This is a genomic window from Xanthomonas sp. NCPPB 3570 (genome assembly GCF_056725115.1).
Genome location: NZ_CM161513.1, coordinates 2,024,255 through 2,041,959, shown reverse-complemented (window position 1 = coordinate 2,041,959; position 17,705 = coordinate 2,024,255). Strand labels below are relative to the sequence as shown.

The following is a 17,705-nucleotide window of genomic DNA, read 5'->3' as shown; positions in this document are numbered from 1 at the left end:
AAGTCACGCGGCACGGCGCGTCTGGCGCCGCCGCGTCGTCAATAGGTCGCCAGGGTGACGCGCAGCAATTGCGGCACGTCGGAAAAGTTGAGTCCGTAATCGGTCTGGTCGCCGTTCCAGTTGCGCCGGAACCGCCACTGCTCGCCGTCGTACACGCCCTCCTCGACCCGGTCGTAGAGCATGTTGGCGGTCGCGGCGCTGGCCGGATGCAGGGTCACCCGCGCATGCTGGGCGGTGATCAGGAAGGTGTCCGGGCCGAGTTCGGCGATCAGCGCCGCGCCGATCGGCGCGGGATTGCCGGGCGGCTCGCCCTGGAACCAGAACTGCGGCACGCCGTAGGTGACGGTGGCGCTCCAGCGCGCGTTGAGCGGCAGTTCCTGCACCGCCTGGCCCGGCGCCTCGGCGGTGCCGTGCAGCTTGCCGGCGGCCGCGGCGCGGGCGAACACGCGCATGCCCATGCCCACCGCGCGATAGCCCAGCGCGAACGGCGCCAGCGCCTGTGCGTCCACGCGCTTGGCGCCGAGCGGATAGTTGGAGTAGCCGCTGTAGTCGATGCCGAAGGTCGACCAGCCGATGCCGTCGTGGCCCAGCGCCGGATACAGGTAGCGCGCGTACTCGGGGCGGTTGCCGGTCTCGGCGACGAACAGCGCGTTGTCGGGGCGCGCGTAGCGCTGCAGCACCGTGGTGTACAGCGGATACTCGGGCATGTAGATGTCCGGCGCCAGCAGGTCGATGTGCGGCGCCGCCGCCTTCCACACGTCCAGCACGTTGTCGGTGGGGCCGCCGCTGGCATACTGCCCGGGCTGGCCCGGATTGAACGGGCCGCGCAACGCCGCATTGACGTAGATCGGCAAGGGATACGCGGCCTTGCCGGCCTCGGCGACGCGGTCGATGAAGTGCGCGATGTGCCAGGCATGGAAGATCTCGTCGGCATCGGCGCCGAACACCTGCGCCCAGCTGCCCGGCGACTTGCCGAGCCGCTGCAGCAACGCCTGCGGCACCGGGCCGTCGAACACGCGCTGCGCCAGCGGCGAGAAATCGCGCGCACTGCCGTAGGTACCCGGCTCGTTCTCGGCCTGCACCATGATCACCGTGCGCTGCGGATCGGTCTGGCGCAGATGCCGCATGAAGGCAACGAAGGCGGTGCGGTCGGCCTGCAGCGTGGCCGGCGCCAGCGGCGACAGCGAACCCAGGCGTCGCCCATCGCGCGTGACCACGCGCGGGAAGCGCGCATCGTCGGTCTTGACCCAATGCGGCGCGTAGTTGGGGCCGTTGTTCTTCCAGGTACCGAACCACAGCAGCACCAGCCGCACCCGTTGCGTGCGCGCCTGCGCCAGCAGGGTATCGACGAAGGAGAAATCGAAGCGGCCCTCTTCCGGTTCCACCTGCTCCCAGGCGACCGGCACCTGCACCGTGTTCGGCCCCAGCGCGCGGATCGCCGGCCACACCTGCACCAGCGCCGCCGGATAGTTGCTGGAGTTGTTGACCTGCGCGCCGAGGATCAGGAACGGCGCGCCGTCGACCAACAAGGCATGCCGACCGTCGGTGCTCACCACGCGCGGGATCGGTGCCTGGGCCGGCGCCGATGTCGCGGCAGCAGGCGTGTGCGCATCCGCCGACGGCGCATCCGACGCGGCCCGGCAGGCGCTCAGCAGCAGCGACAGCAGGACAGGCAGCCGCCACGCGGTGCGCAACGCGCGCGACGGCGATCCGGTTCTTCGCATGCGGCCGATGCCCTGCCTCACCAGTCGTCGCTGCGGAACGGACCCACCGGCAACTGCTCGCGGTTGACCAGGTTGGCGTCCTCGGGGTTTTCGCTCCAGGCGTAGCGCACTGCCTGCGGCTGCGGCACCGCGTCGCTGCGGACCACCACCTGGTCGCCCTCGATCCGTGCCTGTGCCGGATGGAAGTGGCGATCGGCGCCGGCCAGGGCGAAGCCACGCACCACAGTGCCGCCGCCGCGCACCGCCAGGGTGCTGCCCATCAGGTCGAACATCACCCGTGCCTGGCCATCGGCGAACGTGGCGCGCGCGAACACCGGCGCGCTGTAGACCAGGGTTTCGCCGTAGGCCACGTGGCGTGCGACCAGCGCCAGGCGATGCCCCACGTCCTGCTTGTTGGGGGGATGGATGTTGTCCGGCGTGCCGATGTCGATGGTCACCGCCTGCCCGGTGGCCGGCAGCGCCAGCGTCCTGGTCTGCGATTCGCGCAGTTGCGCCCATGGGCTCAGGTCGCCCTGGTCGTTGCCGGCCTTCCAGTTGGCCAGTTGTACCCACAGGAACGGCAGCTGCGGCTGTCCGCGCTCCTGCCGCCAGCGCCCGATCAGCGACGCGAACTGCTCCCGGTAGCGCAGCGCGCCATACGGGTAGGCGTTGCTCTCGCCCTGGTACCAGATCACGCCCTTGACCGGGAACGGCTGCAAGGGATGGATCATCGCGTTGTACAGCAGCGTCGGGACCTGGTTCTTGTCGTCGTTGGCGGCCAGCGTGACCTTGCCCGGGCGGAACTGCCAGTCGCCGGCCAGCGAGCGCGGCCGACCGCCGTCGGGCTGCATGAAGAACGCCGCCGCATCGCCGGGAATGCCGCCGAAGCCGCCGGTATCCAGGATGCGGATCGCGACGTGGTTGACGCCGGCGCGCAGCGCTGCCGGCGGCACCCGGTAGCGGCGCGGTTCGGTGTAGCGCCCTTCGGTGTGGCCGACCTCCACGCCATTGACGTAGGTGGTGTCGGCATCGTCGACCGGACCGATGCCCACGACGGCGCCGGCCTTGGCTTCGGCTGCACTGAGGGTGAAAGTGCTGCGGTACCAGGCGACGCCGTCCATGCCGACGTAGCCATGCTGTTCCCACACCCCCGGCAGCGGCTGGCGGTCCCAGTCGCGGTCGTCCAGATCGGCGGCCGCCCAGCCGGCATCCGCATCTGCGGTGGTCGGCTGTGGCCAGCGCGCCAGGCGCCGCCGGGTCTCGCCAAGGTCCTGTGCGTCCTTGGCCTGCATCTGCGCGATGCGCGTGCGCACCTGCGCCGCGTCCACGCCCGGCGAGGCCGCGTCCATCCAGGCCTCGATCGCGCTGCCGCCCCAGGTGCTGTCGATGATGCCGATCGGCACGCCGGTGCGCTGGCGCAGCTCGCGCGCGAAGAAATACGCCACTGCCGAGAAGGCGCCGGCAGTGGCCGGCGTCGCCGCGACCCAACTGCCGCCGGGCAGCCGCGGCTGCGGCTGCGCCGCCCAGGCCTTGGGCACCTTGAAGGTGCGCAGTTGCGGATCCGTCGCTGCCGCCACTTCGCGTGCGCCGTCGCGCGCCTGCGCCAGCGGCCACTCCATGTTGGACTGGCCGCTGGCCAGCCACACGTCGCCGATCAGCACGTCGCCGATGTGGTGCTGGCTGCCGTCGCCCTGCACGTCCAGCACGTACGGGCCACCGGCCGCATGCGCCGGCAACTGCAGTTGCCAGCGGCCATCGCGGCCTGCGACCGCACTGGCGCTGGCACCGTCCAGGCGCGCCTGGATGCGTGCGCCAGGCGTGGCCCAGCCCCACACCGGGATCGGCGCATCGCGCTGCAGGACGGCGCCGTCGGCCAACAGCAACGGCAATTGCAGTTCCGCCGCGGCTGGCCATGACGCGAACGCCAGCGCCAGCAGCGCCAGGCGAACGGTGGGATGCAGCGGTCTTGCCATGAGCGGTTCCTGCGTCGGGAGGAAAAGCCGGCGGCAGCCACCCGCCTCGCCGCAGGCGGACCGCGCGTCGGAGATTGCTGCGCGCCTACCAGTTGGCGCGCAGCACCAGCGAGTAGCGACGATCGTTGACGAACCAGCTGCGCGTGTACAGGTGATTGTCGACTTCGCCGCCGTCGTAGGACGTCGGCCCCATCAACACCTTGGTGAGCGAATTGGTGATGTTGTTGGCCTGGATGCCCAGTTGCAGGTGCGGCGTGAACCGATAGAACACCGAGCCGTCGAGCTGGCCGTAGTCGTCCGCCCAGGTCGGCAGCTTGGTCGACACGTCGCTGGCGGTCAGCAGGTAGCGCGAGCGCCAGTTGTAGGCCAGGCGCACCGACAGCGGGCCCTTCTCGTAGATGCCGGCGAGGTTGTAGCTGCGCCGCGACAGGCCTTCAAGCGGCAGCGCCACGCCGGTCACGGTGGTCTTGGTGTACGGATCGGTGGCCGTGTTCACCCCGCCGCTACTGTCGACGAAGGTGAAGTTGGCATTGACGCCAAAGCCGCTCATCCAGCCCGGCAGCGAATCGAAGAACTGGGTGTAGCCGTACTCGAAGCCGCGGATGCGGCCCTTGTCCATGTTGTACGGGCGCGTCACCAGGAAGTCCTGGCCGCCGTAGTTCTCGGTGACGGTCTGGTTGGAGAAGTAGTCCTTGACGCTCTTGTAGAACAGCGTCACGTACATCATGTCGCTGCTGTCGAAGTACCACTCCAGCGCGGCGTCGTACTGGTCGGCCTTCATCGGCTTGAGGTTGGGATTGCCGGCGGTGCCGGTCCATTCCTTGGGCGATCCGTTGCCGTTCAAGGTCGTGGCCAACAGCAGGTACGGCTGCAACTGCGTGTAGTCCGGCCGCGCCATCGCCTTGGACGCGGCCAGGCGCAGCTGCAGCGCATCGGAGAACTTGAAGCGCAGGTTCAGGCTCGGCAGCACGTCGGTGTAACGGCCCTGCGCATTGTTCTGGAAGTACTGCCCGTAGTACTGGGACTTGAGGTCCTCCGAGGTCGAGCTGGCGGACAGGTCTGGATACTGGCCATAGCCAACTGCCTCGGTTTTGGTCTGCACCACACGCACGCCGATGTTGCCGTCCACCGGCACGCCCAGCGCGGTGTCGTTGCCGAAGTACATCACCATGTACGCGGCCTGGGTGCGTTCGAACTGGCGGTTGGTGTCCTGCAACTGATACTGGTCCGGCGCCCAGCCATAACCGCGCAGCGCGACGATCTGCTCGATCAGCGCCGAGGTGCCGGCGTAGTCCTTGACCGCGCTGTTGCGCGGGAAATACAGGTTGTTGGGCACGCGCACCTTGCCGCGCAGCAGGTTCGAAAAGGAATACAGCGACGAGGACGCGGTCATGTAGCTGGCCAGGTCGGCCAGGCCGGTGGCGGTGCCGGGGATGGTCGCCCAGTTGTCGCTGATCACGCCCCAGTTGTAGCCGGAATTCTTGTTGGTCTGGGTGCGGTCGGTGGCGCGGATGCCGGCACGGAAGGTGCGCAGCCACGGGTTGTCGTCGTAGCTGTACTCCAGGTCGAAGCGCGTGGCCAGTTCGCGACCACGGTTCTTCGCCAGGTGATCCATCGCCGCGCTCCAGAAGTAGTTGGAGGGGTCGGCGGTGTAGCTCGGGTCGGCCAGGGTCACCGCAGGGTACTTGCCGCTGAGGTCGAAGCTCAGGCCCGGCAGATAGATCGAGCTGAACAGGGTGAAGTCCAGGGTGTCGCTCTGCGACTGCACCAGTTGCATGTCGCCGCGCACGGTCAGCCGGTCGGTCAGGCGATGAGTGAAGCCGCCGGACAGATCGGAGGTGGTGGTGCTCTGCCGAGCATAGCGGTTGTCGGTGTAGAAGCGCACACCGTCGTTGCCGGTGACATTGCCGCGCCAGGAACTTGACACCGGCGAGCCGCTGACGAAACGGCCTGCGTCGTCGTAGGTGAAGGTGGTGCCAGGCGCCGGCGCGATCGCATTGGTGTCGTCGTTGAAGAACGCCGCGCGCTCCTGCCAGTTCATGCCGTAGGACGAGCGCAGGTATTGAACGTAGAGGTCGGTGGCGTCGCTGGGCCGCCACTGGAAGGCGGCCGCCACGCCCTTGCGCTTGCGTTCGAACTCCAGCTGGCGCCAGTTGACGCCACCGGGCACGTAGACCTTCTCGAAGCTGGTGCCGGCCAGCAATGCGGGATCGGTGCGGCGCACGAACGGTTCCACCTGGATGCCGTCGCTGCGCGTGGCCAGTTCCGAATGCGCCACATCGAGCATGAAGCCCATCTCGCCCAGGCCGGTGTTCCAGCGATCGCTGAACAGGAACGAGCCCGAGGGCTTGTAGGTCTTGCTCAGGTCGCCGTAGTTGACGTCGGCGGTGAAGCCCACCACGCGGCCGGGCTGATCGAACGGCATGCGCGTGCGCAGGTTGACCGTGCCGCCGAGGCCGCCTTCGATGATCTCCGCCGAGGGGTTCTTGTACACGTCCACGCCGGCCATCAGTTCGGCGGGCACGTCCTCGAAGCTGAGCCCGCGTCCGCTGGCGGCGCTGAAGCTGTCGCGGCCGTTGAGTTCGCCGCGCACCTGGGTCATGCCGCGGATCATCACCCCGCTGCCTTCGGCCGAGAAGTGGTCCGGGTCGTTGCGCGCCATGAAGTGATCGATGGTCACGCCGCTGACCCGCTGCAGGGTCTCGGTGACGCTGCGGTCCGGCAGCGCGCCGATGTCCTCGGCGCTGACCGCGTCGACGATCTGCTCGGCGTCGTGCTTGATCGACTGCGACTTGATCAGGCTCGCCCGCACGCCCTTGACCTCGACCGCATCGAGCTGGACCGGATCGCTCTGCTTGGCGGCAGGCTGTTTGGCGGCAGGTTCGGCGTCCTGCGCCAGCGCCTGTGCGCTGAGCAACACGCCGATGCTCAGCGCGATGAGCGAATACGGCAAAACGCGGCGACGGCGCGACGCTGCGGTCGGCCAGGCCGGACCACGGGGATGCTGCGATGCCATGCTGTTTCCCTCCCAGGAGACATGCACACAGACACGGGTGACGGTCGCGCCAGGGCGCCGTCCTGCGAGTTGTGACGGCACGGCCGAGGCCTTCGCCGTATCGGGTGGCGCTGCTACCGTCAGGCATGCGCGCCGCCACCGCGATCGGCCGAGACTAGAAATGCACTCCGCGTGACGCAAATGAAAATTTCACGCCCAGCTATGCGATTCCAGACTAGCGGGATGCACACCACGGCATGTCTACGAAATCGTCCACTGGCGGCATGACAACGCCAGCGATGACGTTCAGAGGCCGGCCGCGCGTTCGGGATACAGCCGCTTGGCGGCATTGCGTAACGCCAGCAAGACGCGTTCGGCGCCCGGCGGCAGCAGATAGTCGCGGCGACGCACGATGCCGAAGGACTCCATGCGCACGCCCAGCGTGATCGGCAACACCGTCAGCAGCTTGGCCTGCACATACGGCGCCACCGCCTCGGCCGGCAGCGCGGCGAGCAGGTCGCTGCCGCGCAGCAGGCTGGTCATCACCGGCAGCGACGAGGTCTCGATGACGTTCTGCGGCGCCGGCACCGCATGCTCCAGGAACATCGCGTCCAGGCGCGCGCGCAGCACGCTGTCGGCCGGCGGCAGCACCCAGCCGTAGCGGGCCAGGTCGGCATGGCGCAGGTCGCCGCGGGTGGACAGCGGGTGGCCGGCGCGGGCGATCACCGAGTGCGGTTCGTCGGCCAGCGGCTCGAATTCCAGCGCCTCGGCACCATAGGGCCCGAGGATGCGCCCGATCACGATGTCGAGCTGGCCGTCCAGCAGCTTGGCCACCAGCGGCCGGCTGTAGTCCATCTCCACCCGCACCAGGATGCCGGGGAACTCGCGCTTGACCTCGGCGATCGCCTGCGGCACCAGATTGGTGCCCGGGTTGACCACGGTGCCGATCGAGACCTGGCCCATGCGCCCCTCGCACAGCGCCGCGATCTCTTCCTGGGCGCGGCCGATCTCCGACATCGCCGCACGCGCGCGGCGGATCAGCACCTGACCGTACCAGGTCGGCTCGACCCCGCGCGCGTGGCGCTCGAACAGCTTCACGCCCAGCAGGTCCTCCATTTCCGCCAGCAACTTGGACGCCGCCGGCTGGGTCATGCTGGCCGCCTCGGCGGCGCGCAGCACCGAACGGTGCTCGTGCAACTGCAGCAGCAGCAACAGATGCCGGGTCTTCAGGCGCGCGGCGTTGAACCAGGGATTGGCGGAAGCATTCATCGTGGGCAGGCGTCCTGGAAGGCGAAACCGCCTATTCGGCGGCGGAATAGAATATGCCTAAAATTTCATTTGCAGAGCATAGCTCACGCGCGCAGGCTACGGTCCATCGCGCCCCCGCCGGCGCCGCCGTTCGTCGGGCACCGGCCTGCCGCGGTGGATGCCGCCGGGTTGCGCCAGCGCGCCGACGCACGGGCGCGGACCGCGGCCTCCCGCCTCCGGTCCCGCCGCGGCGTCGCGCTGGCCCGGCGCCTCCGTCACCGTCGTTTCCGCCAGGTATCCCGATGTCCGCCGCATCCCCGTTCCGACTCCCGCTGATCGCGATCCTGCGCGGTCTCACTCCCGAGGACGCGCTGGCGCACGTCGGGGCGCTGGCCGATGCCGGCTACGACGCGATCGAGATCCCGCTCAACTCGCCGCGCTGGGCCGACAGCATCGGCCCGGCCGCGCAGGCGTTCGGGCAGCGCTGCTGGATCGGCGGCGGCACCGTGCTGCAGATCGGCGACGTCGACGCCCTGGCCGATCTCGGCGCACGCTTCATCGTCACCCCCAACACGCGCCCGCCGGTGATCCGCCACGCGGTGGCGCGCGGCCTGCAGGTGGTGGCCGGCTTCGCCACCGCCACCGAGGCGTTCGACGCGCTGGATGCCGGCGCGCAGATGCTCAAGCTGTTCCCCGCCGCCACCTACGGCCCCGGCCACGTGCGCGCCCTGCGCGCAGTGCTGCCGGCGCAGGTGCCGCTGTTCGTGGTCGGCGGCGTCAACACCGAGACCCTGCACGACTACCTCGGCGCGGGCGCGATCGGCGCCGGCATCGGCGGCGAGCTGTACCGCCCCGGCCAGTCGCTCGCACAGACCCAGGCGCACGCCGCCGCCTTCCGCCACGCCTATCTGGACCGCGCATGAAGATCGTCCGCCTCACCACCTACCACGCCGCGCCGCGCTGGCTGTTCCTGAAGATCGAGACCGACGAGGGCATCACCGGCTGGGGCGAGCCGGTCATCGAAGGCCGCGCGCGCAGCGTCGAGGCCGCGGTGCGCGAACTCGGCGACAGCCTGATCGGCAAGGACCCGGCACGGATCAACGACATCTGGCAGATGCTCTACCGCGGCGGCTTCTACCGCGGCGGCCCGATCCTGATGAGCGCCATCGCCGGCATCGACCAGGCGCTGTGGGACATCAAGGGCAAGGCGCTGGGCGTGCCGGTGTACGAACTGCTCGGCGGGCGCGTGCGCGACCGCATGAAGACCTACCGCTGGGTCGGCGGCGACCGCCCCGCGGCGACCATCGCGCAGATCCAGGGCTACCGCGACCTCGGCTTCGACACCTTCAAGTTCAACGGCACCGAGGAAATGAAGCTGATCGACGGCCCGCGCGCGGTGGATGCCGCGGTGGCCAAGGTGGCGCAGATCCGCGAGGCGTTCGGCACCGCCATCGACTTCGGCATCGACTTCCACGGCCGCGTCGCCGCGCCGATGGCGCGCGTGCTGCTGCGCGAACTCGAGCCGTTCAGGCCACTGTTCGTCGAGGAGCCGGTGCTGCCCGAGCAGGCCGAATACTACCCGCGGCTGGCCGCGTCCACGCCGATCCCGCTGGCGGCCGGCGAGCGCATGTTCTCGCGCTTCGACTTCAAGCCGGTGCTGCAGGCCGGCGGCCTGTCGCTGCTGCAGCCGGATCTCTCGCACGCCGGCGGCATCACCGAATGCCTGAAGATCGCCAGCATGGCCGAGGCCTACGAGGTCGGCCTGGCGCCGCACTGCCCGCTCGGCCCGGTGGCGCTGGCCGCCTGCCTGCAGGTGGACTTCGTCTCGCACAACGCGGTGCTGCAGGAACAGAGCATCGGCATCCACTACAACGAAGGCGCCGACCTGCTCGACTACGTGCTCAACAAGGACGACTTCGCCTGCGACAATGGCGGCAGCATCGCCGCATTGCCCAAACCGGGCCTCGGCGTGGAGATCGACGAGGAGCGCCTGCGCCATGCCAACGCCAACCCACCCGACTGGCACAACCCCATCTGGCGTCACGCCGACGGCAGCATCGCCGAGTGGTGAGCCGATGAACGTGTCCACCCCGCCCCGCCACACCGCCACGCTGGCGGTGGACAGCCGCTGCGCGCATGGCGAAGGCATGCTGTGGTGCGAACGCCGCGGCGTGCTGTTCTGGGTCGACATCAGCGGCCGCCGCCTGTGGCGCCACGATCCGTCCAGCAACGTCAGCCGGCATTGGGACCTGCCCGACCGCCCCGGCTGCCTGGGCCTGTTCGACGACGGCCGCCTGCTGCTGGCGCTGGCCAAGGGCGTGTACGCCGCCGATCCGGATGCCGCGGCCGAGACCGACAGCGCGCTGCCGCTGCAGCATCTGGCGGACGTGGAGCCGGAACGCGACGACACCCGCAGCAACGACGGCCGCGCCGACCGCCACGGCAACTTCGTGTTCGGCACCATGAGCGAGCGCGAGGACCAGGCGCCGGTCGGCAGCTTCTACCAATGGTCGGCGCGCCACGGGCTGCGCCGCCTGCCGTTGCCGGGCGTGGCCATTCCCAACGCGATCTGCTTCAGTGCCGACGGCCGCACCCTGTACTACTGCGATTCGGTGCAGCCGCGCATCCTGTGCTGCGACTACGACCCGGATGCCGCGCACACCGCCAACAGCCGTGTGTTCGCCGAACTGGACCATGCCGGCGCCGAGCCGGACGGCGCCATCGTCGATGCCGAAGGCCACCTGTGGAACGCGCAATGGCGCGCCTGGCAGGTGGTGCGCTACCGCCCCGACGGCAGCGTCGAGCGCCGTGTCGCCCTGCCGGTCAAGCATCCCACCTGCCCCGCCCTGGGCGGCACCGACGGCGGCACGCTGTACCTGAGCACCTCGCGGCAGGATCACAGCGAGGACGAACTGGCACGCACGCCGCAGGCCGGCGGCGTGTACGTGGCCGCGGTCGGCATCGCCGGCCTGCCCGAAGGACGCATCGCCAGCGCATGATCGTCGTCGATTGGGGGACCAGCAGCCTGCGCGGCTATCGGCTCGACGCCGACGGCGGCATTCTCGACCAGCGCCGCAGCGACCAGGGCATCGCCGCCTGCCAGGGCCGCTTCGCCGCGACCCTGGCCACCCTGATCGACGGCTGGGACGGCGACATCGTCCTGTGCGGGATGATCGGCAGCCGCAACGGCTGGATCGAACTGCCGTACGCGCCCTGCCCGGCCGACGCCGCCGCCCTGGCCGCGGCGATGCAGCCGCTGCAGGATCCGGCCCTGCCCGGCCGCACGCTGTGGTTCGTGGCCGGCGTGGCCAGCGACGCCGACGCCGTGCCGGACGTGATGCGCGGCGAGGAGACGCAGCTGATCGGCCTGCTCGCGTTGCTTGCGCAGGAACCACCGACGGCCGATATCCACCACGTCTGCCTGCCCGGCACCCACAGCAAGTGGGTGACCCTGCAGGACGGGCGCATCGCCTCGCTGGCGACGATGATGACCGGCGAGCTGTACGCGCTGCTGCGCACGCACAGCCTGCTGGCGCGGCTGATGGACGCCGACGACGGCGTCTTCGATGCGGCCGCGTTCGACGCCGGCGTGCAGCGCAGCGGCGCCCCCGGCGGGGTGCTGCACCATCTGTTCGGCGTACGCAGCCTGGGCCTGTTCGAACGCCTGAGCGCCGCCGCGGCACCGTCCTACCTGTCCGGCCTGCTGATCGGCCACGAACTGCGCGCGCACCCCACCTTGCCGCCGGTGGTGCACCTGGTCGGCGGCAGCGGCCTGCTGGCGCGCTATGCGCATGCGCTGGCCACGCTCGGCAGCCGCGTGCGCACCCATCCGGAGGATCTGGCCGCGCGCGGCCTGTATCGGCTGGCGCAGCAGCGCGGCGGCCTCGCCGGCTGAGCCACGCGCACCGCCCGTCTCCTGCCCGGCTGCCCCGCACACACGGCGGCGGCGGCCGCTTTGCATTAGAATTACCGGGTTAATCGCCGGATCCCGCCATGCCTTTCGTCGTCACCGAAAACTGCATCAAGTGCAAATACACCGACTGCGTGGAAGTGTGCCCCGTGGATTGCTTCCACGCCGGCCCGAACTTCCTGGTGATCGATCCGGACGAGTGCATCGACTGCACCCTGTGCGAGCCGGAATGCCCGGCCAACGCCATCTACCCCGAAGACGACGTGCCGGCCGGCCAGGAAGGCTTCGTCGCGCTCAACGCGGAACTGGCCAAGGCCTGGCCGGTCCTGACCACGCGCCAGGAACCGCTGCCCGACGCCGCCGAGTGGGACGGCAAGCCGAACAAGCTGCCGCTGCTGCAGAAATAACCTACTCACATCGTGGTACGCGAATCCTGCGTTCGCGGCTGCATGATGGTTGACTCCTCGGGTTCTTCTCGTTCGTCTCGTAAATCCCAAGCAACAGCAAAGGCTTTCGCCTTGCGGCGAGTTACTTTTCTTTGCTTGTGCAAAGAAAAGTAACCAAAAGAAAGCACACCCTGCCTACGCGCCCTCCGCGCTGCGCGCTCCGGGTCCGCGTCCATCCCGGGGATCCGCGGAAGGGGCATCCTGCCCCTGCCGCGGACGGCGCACATCCCTGTGCGCCGCCCTTCGGGTGTTTCCCCGCGATGGCCGCCGCTGCGGAAGGGAACCCGGCAAGTCAAAAGCCAAAGCCACATCAAAAGCGACTGCGACAGCAGCGGACGCCTACGTCATTGCAATGGCTGCCAATGAGCACACTACTCGTGGTCACCTACGTCGCCTGTTGATCGTCGAGGGCGCGCAAGAAGACTGGTTTCCGCAGCAGCTGCTGCAGGCGCAGCTCACGCACGACGAAACGGCCCCGCACGGGACTTGCGATACGCTGACTGGGTGCACTGTGGGAGGGACTTCAGTCCCGACGCATTGAGGTTGGAGATCTAGCGGGCGCCGCGTGTCTCGGTTGCTTGGCCGTTGGCTCCTACGGAAAACGAAACGGGCGCACAAGGCGCCCGTTTCGCATGCGAAACGCATGACAGCCCGGCGCACGACGCCGGACCCTGCGCAGGGTCAATGACCCAGCTTGGCCTTCAGCGCGGCGATCAGCTTGACCGGCGCCTCGCCGGTGGCCGGCAGGCCGCGCGGATCCACCGCCGAGACGTACACGCCGGCATCCACCGCCACCACGCGCACCAGGAAGTTGCTGCCTTCGTAGGCCACGTCGTAAGAGCCCAGCAGCTGCGCGCGGCTGGCGATGGTGACGCCTTCGATGCCGCCCAGCGCGTCGCCGACCTGGCCGAACACCTGGTCGCGCGTACCCGGCACCACGAAGCCGCTGTTCGAGGCCGCCGGGGCCTGGCCGGCCGGGGCCGCAGGCCGCTGCGCCGAAGCCAGCGCCGGCACCTTCATCGCCGCCGAGGTATCGGGCGAGGTCAGATCCGGCGGCACTTCCAGCGGGCGCATGTCGGGCGCCAGCGCGTAGTCGCCGCGCGGCTTGCCCTTGTGGAACCAACTGCAACCGCTGGTGGCCGCGACCAGGGTGGTCGCCAGCACGGCGGCCGACAGCACGCGGACGTAGGGAACGGAAGCACGCATCAATCAATCTCCTGGAGTCAGGCCGCGAGCGTTTCGCGGCTGGATAGGTCTTCCAACGCGGCAGCGTCGGCGGCAAGTCGGTCGGCCGTGGCATGGTGCGCCGCGGACAGCGGCAGCAGCGGCAGCCGCAGGCCCTGGCCGATCCCGGCGCGCTGCAGCAGCGCCTTGACCGGGATCGGGTTGGATTCGATGCCGCAGAACGCATGGAACGGCTGCAGCCGCGCGTCCCAGGCCTGCGCCGGCTCGGCCTGGCGCGCGCGCGCCAGGTCGCACAGGCGCCGGTAGGCGCGCGGCAAGGCATTGGAGGCCACCGAGATCAGCCCGTCGAAGCCGGCCAGCATCGCCTGCGCAGCGCTGCCGTCGTCGCCGCTGAACACGGCGAACTGGTCGCTGCGCAGGGCCGCCAGCGCGGCGATACGCCGCGGGTCGCTCACGGCTTCCTTGATGCCGACGATGTTCGGATGCTGCGCCAATTGCGCCACGGTCTCCGGCAGCAGGTCGCAGCCGGTGCGGCCGGGCACGTTGTACAGCAGCACCGGCAAGCCGCCCTGCTCGGCCACCTGCGTGTAATGCGCGATCAAGCCGGCCTGGGTCGGGCGCACATACGGCGGCGTCACCACCAGCGCGTACTGCGCGCCACCGGCGGCGGCGCGCTGGGTCAGCGCCACGGTCTTGGCGGTACCGGACAGGCCGGTGCCGGCCAGCACCGGCACGCGCCCGCCGATCGCCTGCACCGCTTCGCGCAGGATCCGGTCGTATTCCTCGTCCAGCAGCGTGGCCGCCTCGCCGGTCGATCCCGCCACCACCAGCCCCTGCACGCCGCCGTCGAGCTGGCGTTTGAGCAGCCGCTGCCAGGCGTCGAGGTCGAGGTCGCCATTGCCCTGGAAGGGCGTGGCCAGGGCGGTGATGATGCCGGAGAGGGACAAGATGCCGGGTGCTCGCTGGGAGAGAAGGGCCGCGCAGGCTGCGCGGACGGGTCGGCCCCGCACGCGGGGCAAGGTCGCCCCGCATGTTACTTGCGGCCCGAAAGCGCGGGCAAGTATGCTGCACACCATGCCGGGCGACCGCCCGGATGCCGTTCAGCCTTACGCAATGCCGGAAGCCCCTTTGACCGACACCACGCCCCGGCCCGCGCCGACCGAAAACCACCTCCTGATCAACGCCTACACGACGCATCCGGAGTCGCCCTTGTTGCCGGTGACGCGTCGCATCGCAGACAGCGGCTGCAATCTCGTCGATGCGCGCCTGGCCACGGTCGGCCGCGACGTGTCGGTGACCGCGCTGGCGACCGGCTCGTGGGACTCGGTGGCCAAGCTCGAAGCCATGCTCACCCGCCTCGACCGCGAGGAAGGCATGAAGCTGGTGTGGTACCGCACCGGCGCCAAGCAGGCGCAGTCCAACCTGCTGCCGTACATCGTCGAAGTCATCGCCGCCGACAAACCCGGCATCCTGTTCCAGTTGGCCGACTTCTTCGACCGCCAGGGCATCACCATCGAGAACCTGCAGAGCACGCGCTACCGCGCCATGCAGACCGGCGCGGAGATGTTCTCGGCGCAGGTGACGATCGGGGTGCCGGCGAACATGCACATCGCCGCCCTGCGCGACGACTTCCTCGAGTTCTGCGACCACCTCAACCTGGACGCGATCATGGATCCGATGAAGTTCTGAGTGCGCCGCGCTGGACACCGACGCAATCGAACGCGGATGATGGCGATGCACGCGGAGGACACCCCATGAAGGACGGCGACACCCTGGACCGCAGCACGCTGGCGTTGCCGCTGGCGCTGTCCGGCGGCGCAAGCGCCACGCTCGGCGACTACGCCGGCCGCTGGCTGGTGCTGTATTTCTATCCGAAGGACAGCACGCCCGGCTGCACCACCGAGGGCATCGAGTTCAACGCGCTGCTGCCGCAGTTCGAACAGGCCGGCGCCACCGTGCTGGGCGTGTCGCGCGACTCGGTGAAGTCGCACGACAATTTCTGCGCCAAGCAGGGTTTCCGCTTCCCCCTGATCAGCGACGCCGACGAAGCGCTGTGCCGCGCCTTCGACGTGATCAAGGAAAAGAACATGTACGGCCGCCAGGTGCTGGGCATCGAGCGCAGCACCTTCCTGCTCTCGCCGACCGGCCAGCTGGTCCGCAGCTGGCGCAAGGTCAAGGTCCCCGGCCACGCCCAGGCCGTGCTAGACGCGCTGCAGGCCGCCGCCAAGCAGTGACCACTGCCGTTTCCCGCACCCCGCATCGCCCTGCCCCGCAGGCAGCGATGGTTCGTCCCTGCTCCTCTTTCAGGAATCCATGATGACCCGAGGCAAGCGCATCTACGTGCTGGATACCAACGTGCTGATGCACGATCCGACCGCGCTGTTCAAGTTCGAGGAACACGACGTGTTCCTGCCGATGCAGGTGATCGAGGAACTGGACAATGCCAAGAAGGGCATGTCCGAAGTCAGCCGCAACGCGCGCCAGGTCAGCCGTTTCCTCAACGAACTGATCGAAGGCGCCGGCGCCGAGCAGATCGAATCCGGCATCCCGCTCAGCCACCCGCAGGGCATCCAGCTCAAGAGCACCGGCAGCATCGGCCGGCTGTACTTCCAGGTGCGCCCGGTCGAGCCGGGGCGCAGCTTCGGCAGCGTCGCCCCGGACAACAAGATCCTGGCCGCGGTGCTGGCGCTGCGCGAAGAGCAGCCGGAAATCCCGGTGATCCTGGTGTCCAAGGACATCAACCTGCGGATCAAGGCGGCGATCAGCGGCCTGGTCGCCGAGGACTACGAGAACGACCGCGCGCTCGACGATTTCAGCCTGCTCTACACCGGCGCGATCGAGCTGCCGGAGAATTTCTGGCAGAAGCACAACCAGGACCTGCGCAGCTGGAGCGACAAGGGCCGCACCTGCTACGAGATCGCCCTGGCCGCCGACGAGGACTGGCATCCGAACCAGTACCTGTACCTGCCCGGCGAGGACGAAGTGGAACTGCGCGTGGTCAAGGTCAACGCCGAGCGCAAGGCGACCCTGGCGCTGGTCGACGACTTCCGCAGCGGCCAGCACGCGGTGTGGGGCATCGCCGCGCGCAACCGCGAGCAGAACTTCGCGCTCAACGCGCTGATGGATCCGGAAATCGACTTCGTCACCCTGCTCGGCACTGCCGGCACCGGCAAGACCCTGCTGGCGCTGGCCGCGGGCCTGGCGCAGACCATGGACCAGCAGCGCTACCGCGAGATCATCATGACCCGCGCCACGGTCAGCGTCGGCGAGGACATCGGTTTTTTGCCCGGCACCGAGGAAGAGAAGATGACGCCGTGGATGGGCGCGCTCACCGACAACCTGGAAGTGCTCACCCACACCCAGGAAGGCGGCACCTGGGGCCGCCAGGCCACCAATGACCTGCTCGCCAGCCGCATCAAGATCCGCTCGATGAACTTCATGCGCGGGCGCACCTTCCTCTCGCGCTACCTGATCCTGGACGAAGCGCAGAACCTGACCCCGAAGCAGATGAAGACGCTGATCACCCGTGCCGGCCCCGGCACCAAGATCGTGTGCCTGGGCAACGTGGAACAGATCGACACGCCCTACCTGACCGAGACCACCTCCGGCCTGACCTATGCGGTGGACCGCTTCAAGGCCTGGCCGCACAGCGCACACATCACCCTGCGCCGCGGCGAGCGTTCGCGCCTGGCCGACTACGCCTCGGAGGTGCTGTGAACGCGGCGGCCGGCGTGCGCCTGGCTGGCGCGGCGCTGGCCATGGCCCTGCTCGGCGCCTGCGCCACCACGCGCGGGCCGGCCACGGTGCCGACCGCGGTCAAGGCCGGGCAGTCGTGGATCGTCACCCGCAACAGCACCGCCGCGCAGGTGCTCGACACCTGCGCGCGCGACAGCCCGGCGCGCCAGGACGGCGCGGTCACCGGCTACTGGATCCCGACCCCGGAACAGATCGCGCAACTGGAAGCGCACCTGGCGCAACTGCAGCCGCAGATCGCCGACCCAACTGCGTCCGATCGCCAGTACGTCGGCATCCTGTACCGCGGCAAGCAGGCGATCTACGTCAACGCCTTCGCACCGGACGACGGCAGCGAGCGCGACCCCACGGTCGACGCGGTCCGCGCCTGCGGCGGCGGCAGCCGTTTCTGGGGCGCGGTCTACGACCCGGCCAGCGCCCGCTTCTCCGAGATCGCGGTCAACGGCGCACGCTGAGATGGCCGCAGGCAGGCGCCAACGGCGGCACGCTGGG

The 17,705-nt window shown here is 69.3% G+C and carries 15 protein-coding genes; 9 read left to right on the top strand and 6 right to left on the bottom strand.

Features of this window, described 5'->3' with window-relative positions; genetic code table 11:
• Nucleotides 1–38: 38 nt before the first annotated feature.
• From AC1PLR_RS09040 to AC1PLR_RS09025, 4 genes are all read right to left on the bottom strand, one after another.
• On the bottom strand, nt 39–1,724 hold the full coding sequence (locus AC1PLR_RS09040) for a DUF5597 domain-containing protein (RefSeq protein ID WP_481103322.1): 1,686 nt from the start codon (nt 1,722–1,724) through the stop codon (nt 39–41).
• A gap of 17 nt (nt 1,725–1,741) precedes the next feature.
• Nucleotides 1,742–3,676: a sialate O-acetylesterase gene (locus AC1PLR_RS09035; protein ID WP_481103321.1), complete on the bottom strand. Its 1,935-nt coding sequence runs from the start codon at nt 3,674–3,676 to the stop codon at nt 1,742–1,744.
• A gap of 85 nt (nt 3,677–3,761) precedes the next feature.
• Nucleotides 3,762–6,614 (bottom strand): TonB-dependent receptor, encoded by a 2,853-nt coding sequence (locus AC1PLR_RS09030; RefSeq protein WP_481103565.1) that lies wholly within the window; start codon nt 6,612–6,614, stop codon nt 3,762–3,764.
• 363 nt (nt 6,615–6,977) lie between these two features.
• Complete coding sequence (locus tag AC1PLR_RS09025; RefSeq protein ID WP_481103320.1) at nt 6,978–7,940, bottom strand: LysR substrate-binding domain-containing protein; 963 nt, start codon at nt 7,938–7,940, stop codon at nt 6,978–6,980.
• Nucleotides 7,941–8,221: 281 nt separating this feature from the next.
• Here AC1PLR_RS09025 and AC1PLR_RS09020 point away from each other — a divergent pair, with 281 nt between their 5' ends.
• The 5 genes from AC1PLR_RS09020 to fdxA all read left to right on the top strand — a co-directional run bounded on the left by AC1PLR_RS09020 (nt 8,222) and on the right by fdxA (nt 12,236).
• Nucleotides 8,222–8,842, top strand: coding sequence for a 2-dehydro-3-deoxy-6-phosphogalactonate aldolase (locus AC1PLR_RS09020; RefSeq protein WP_041500105.1), 621 nt, complete (start codon nt 8,222–8,224; stop codon nt 8,840–8,842).
• Complete coding sequence (gene dgoD / locus AC1PLR_RS09015) at nt 8,839–9,990, top strand: galactonate dehydratase (RefSeq protein ID WP_017909522.1); 1,152 nt, start codon at nt 8,839–8,841, stop codon at nt 9,988–9,990. Before AC1PLR_RS09020 ends, dgoD begins: the two co-directional genes overlap by 4 nt.
• Before the next feature lie 10 nt (nt 9,991–10,000).
• Complete coding sequence (locus AC1PLR_RS09010; protein ID WP_420010218.1) at nt 10,001–10,918, top strand: SMP-30/gluconolactonase/LRE family protein; 918 nt, start codon at nt 10,001–10,003, stop codon at nt 10,916–10,918.
• Nucleotides 10,915–11,814, top strand: a complete 900-nt coding sequence (locus tag AC1PLR_RS09005; protein WP_481103319.1) for a 2-dehydro-3-deoxygalactonokinase — start codon at nt 10,915–10,917, stop codon at nt 11,812–11,814. Before AC1PLR_RS09010 ends, AC1PLR_RS09005 begins: the two co-directional genes overlap by 4 nt.
• A gap of 98 nt (nt 11,815–11,912) precedes the next feature.
• A complete protein-coding gene (fdxA, locus tag AC1PLR_RS09000) occupies nt 11,913–12,236 on the top strand; it encodes a ferredoxin FdxA (protein ID WP_017909525.1) in 324 nt (107 codons plus the stop codon).
• Nucleotides 12,237–12,956: 720 nt separating this feature from the next.
• On the opposite strand, the gene AC1PLR_RS08995 is transcribed toward fdxA, so the two are convergent.
• Together AC1PLR_RS08995 and dapA are read right to left on the bottom strand one after the other, a co-directional pair.
• The gene (locus tag AC1PLR_RS08995; RefSeq protein ID WP_010343910.1) at nt 12,957–13,481 is read right to left on the bottom strand and encodes a hypothetical protein; all 525 of its coding nucleotides are present in this window, start codon (nt 13,479–13,481) and stop codon (nt 12,957–12,959) included.
• A gap of 17 nt (nt 13,482–13,498) precedes the next feature.
• Nucleotides 13,499–14,407: a 4-hydroxy-tetrahydrodipicolinate synthase gene (gene dapA, locus AC1PLR_RS08990; protein WP_481103318.1), complete on the bottom strand. Its 909-nt coding sequence runs from the start codon at nt 14,405–14,407 to the stop codon at nt 13,499–13,501.
• Between the two features lie 166 nt (nt 14,408–14,573).
• On the opposite strand from dapA, the gene AC1PLR_RS08985 reads away from it, so the two are divergent.
• From AC1PLR_RS08985 to AC1PLR_RS08970, 4 genes are all read left to right on the top strand, one after another.
• Nucleotides 14,574–15,149 carry a glycine cleavage system transcriptional repressor gene (locus tag AC1PLR_RS08985; protein WP_087943489.1) on the top strand — a complete coding sequence of 192 codons (576 nt, stop codon included), beginning with the start codon at nt 14,574–14,576 and terminating at the stop codon, nt 15,147–15,149.
• Between the two features lie 65 nt (nt 15,150–15,214).
• Nucleotides 15,215–15,694: a peroxiredoxin gene (locus tag AC1PLR_RS08980; protein ID WP_010343914.1), complete on the top strand. Its 480-nt coding sequence runs from the start codon at nt 15,215–15,217 to the stop codon at nt 15,692–15,694.
• A gap of 82 nt (nt 15,695–15,776) precedes the next feature.
• On the top strand, nt 15,777–17,177 hold the full coding sequence (locus AC1PLR_RS08975) for a PhoH family protein (RefSeq protein ID WP_481103317.1): 1,401 nt from the start codon (nt 15,777–15,779) through the stop codon (nt 17,175–17,177).
• Nucleotides 17,174–17,668 (top strand): hypothetical protein, encoded by a 495-nt coding sequence (locus AC1PLR_RS08970; RefSeq protein ID WP_481103316.1) that lies wholly within the window; start codon nt 17,174–17,176, stop codon nt 17,666–17,668. Before AC1PLR_RS08975 ends, AC1PLR_RS08970 begins: the two co-directional genes overlap by 4 nt.
• The last annotated feature ends 37 nt before the right edge of the window (nt 17,669–17,705 follow it).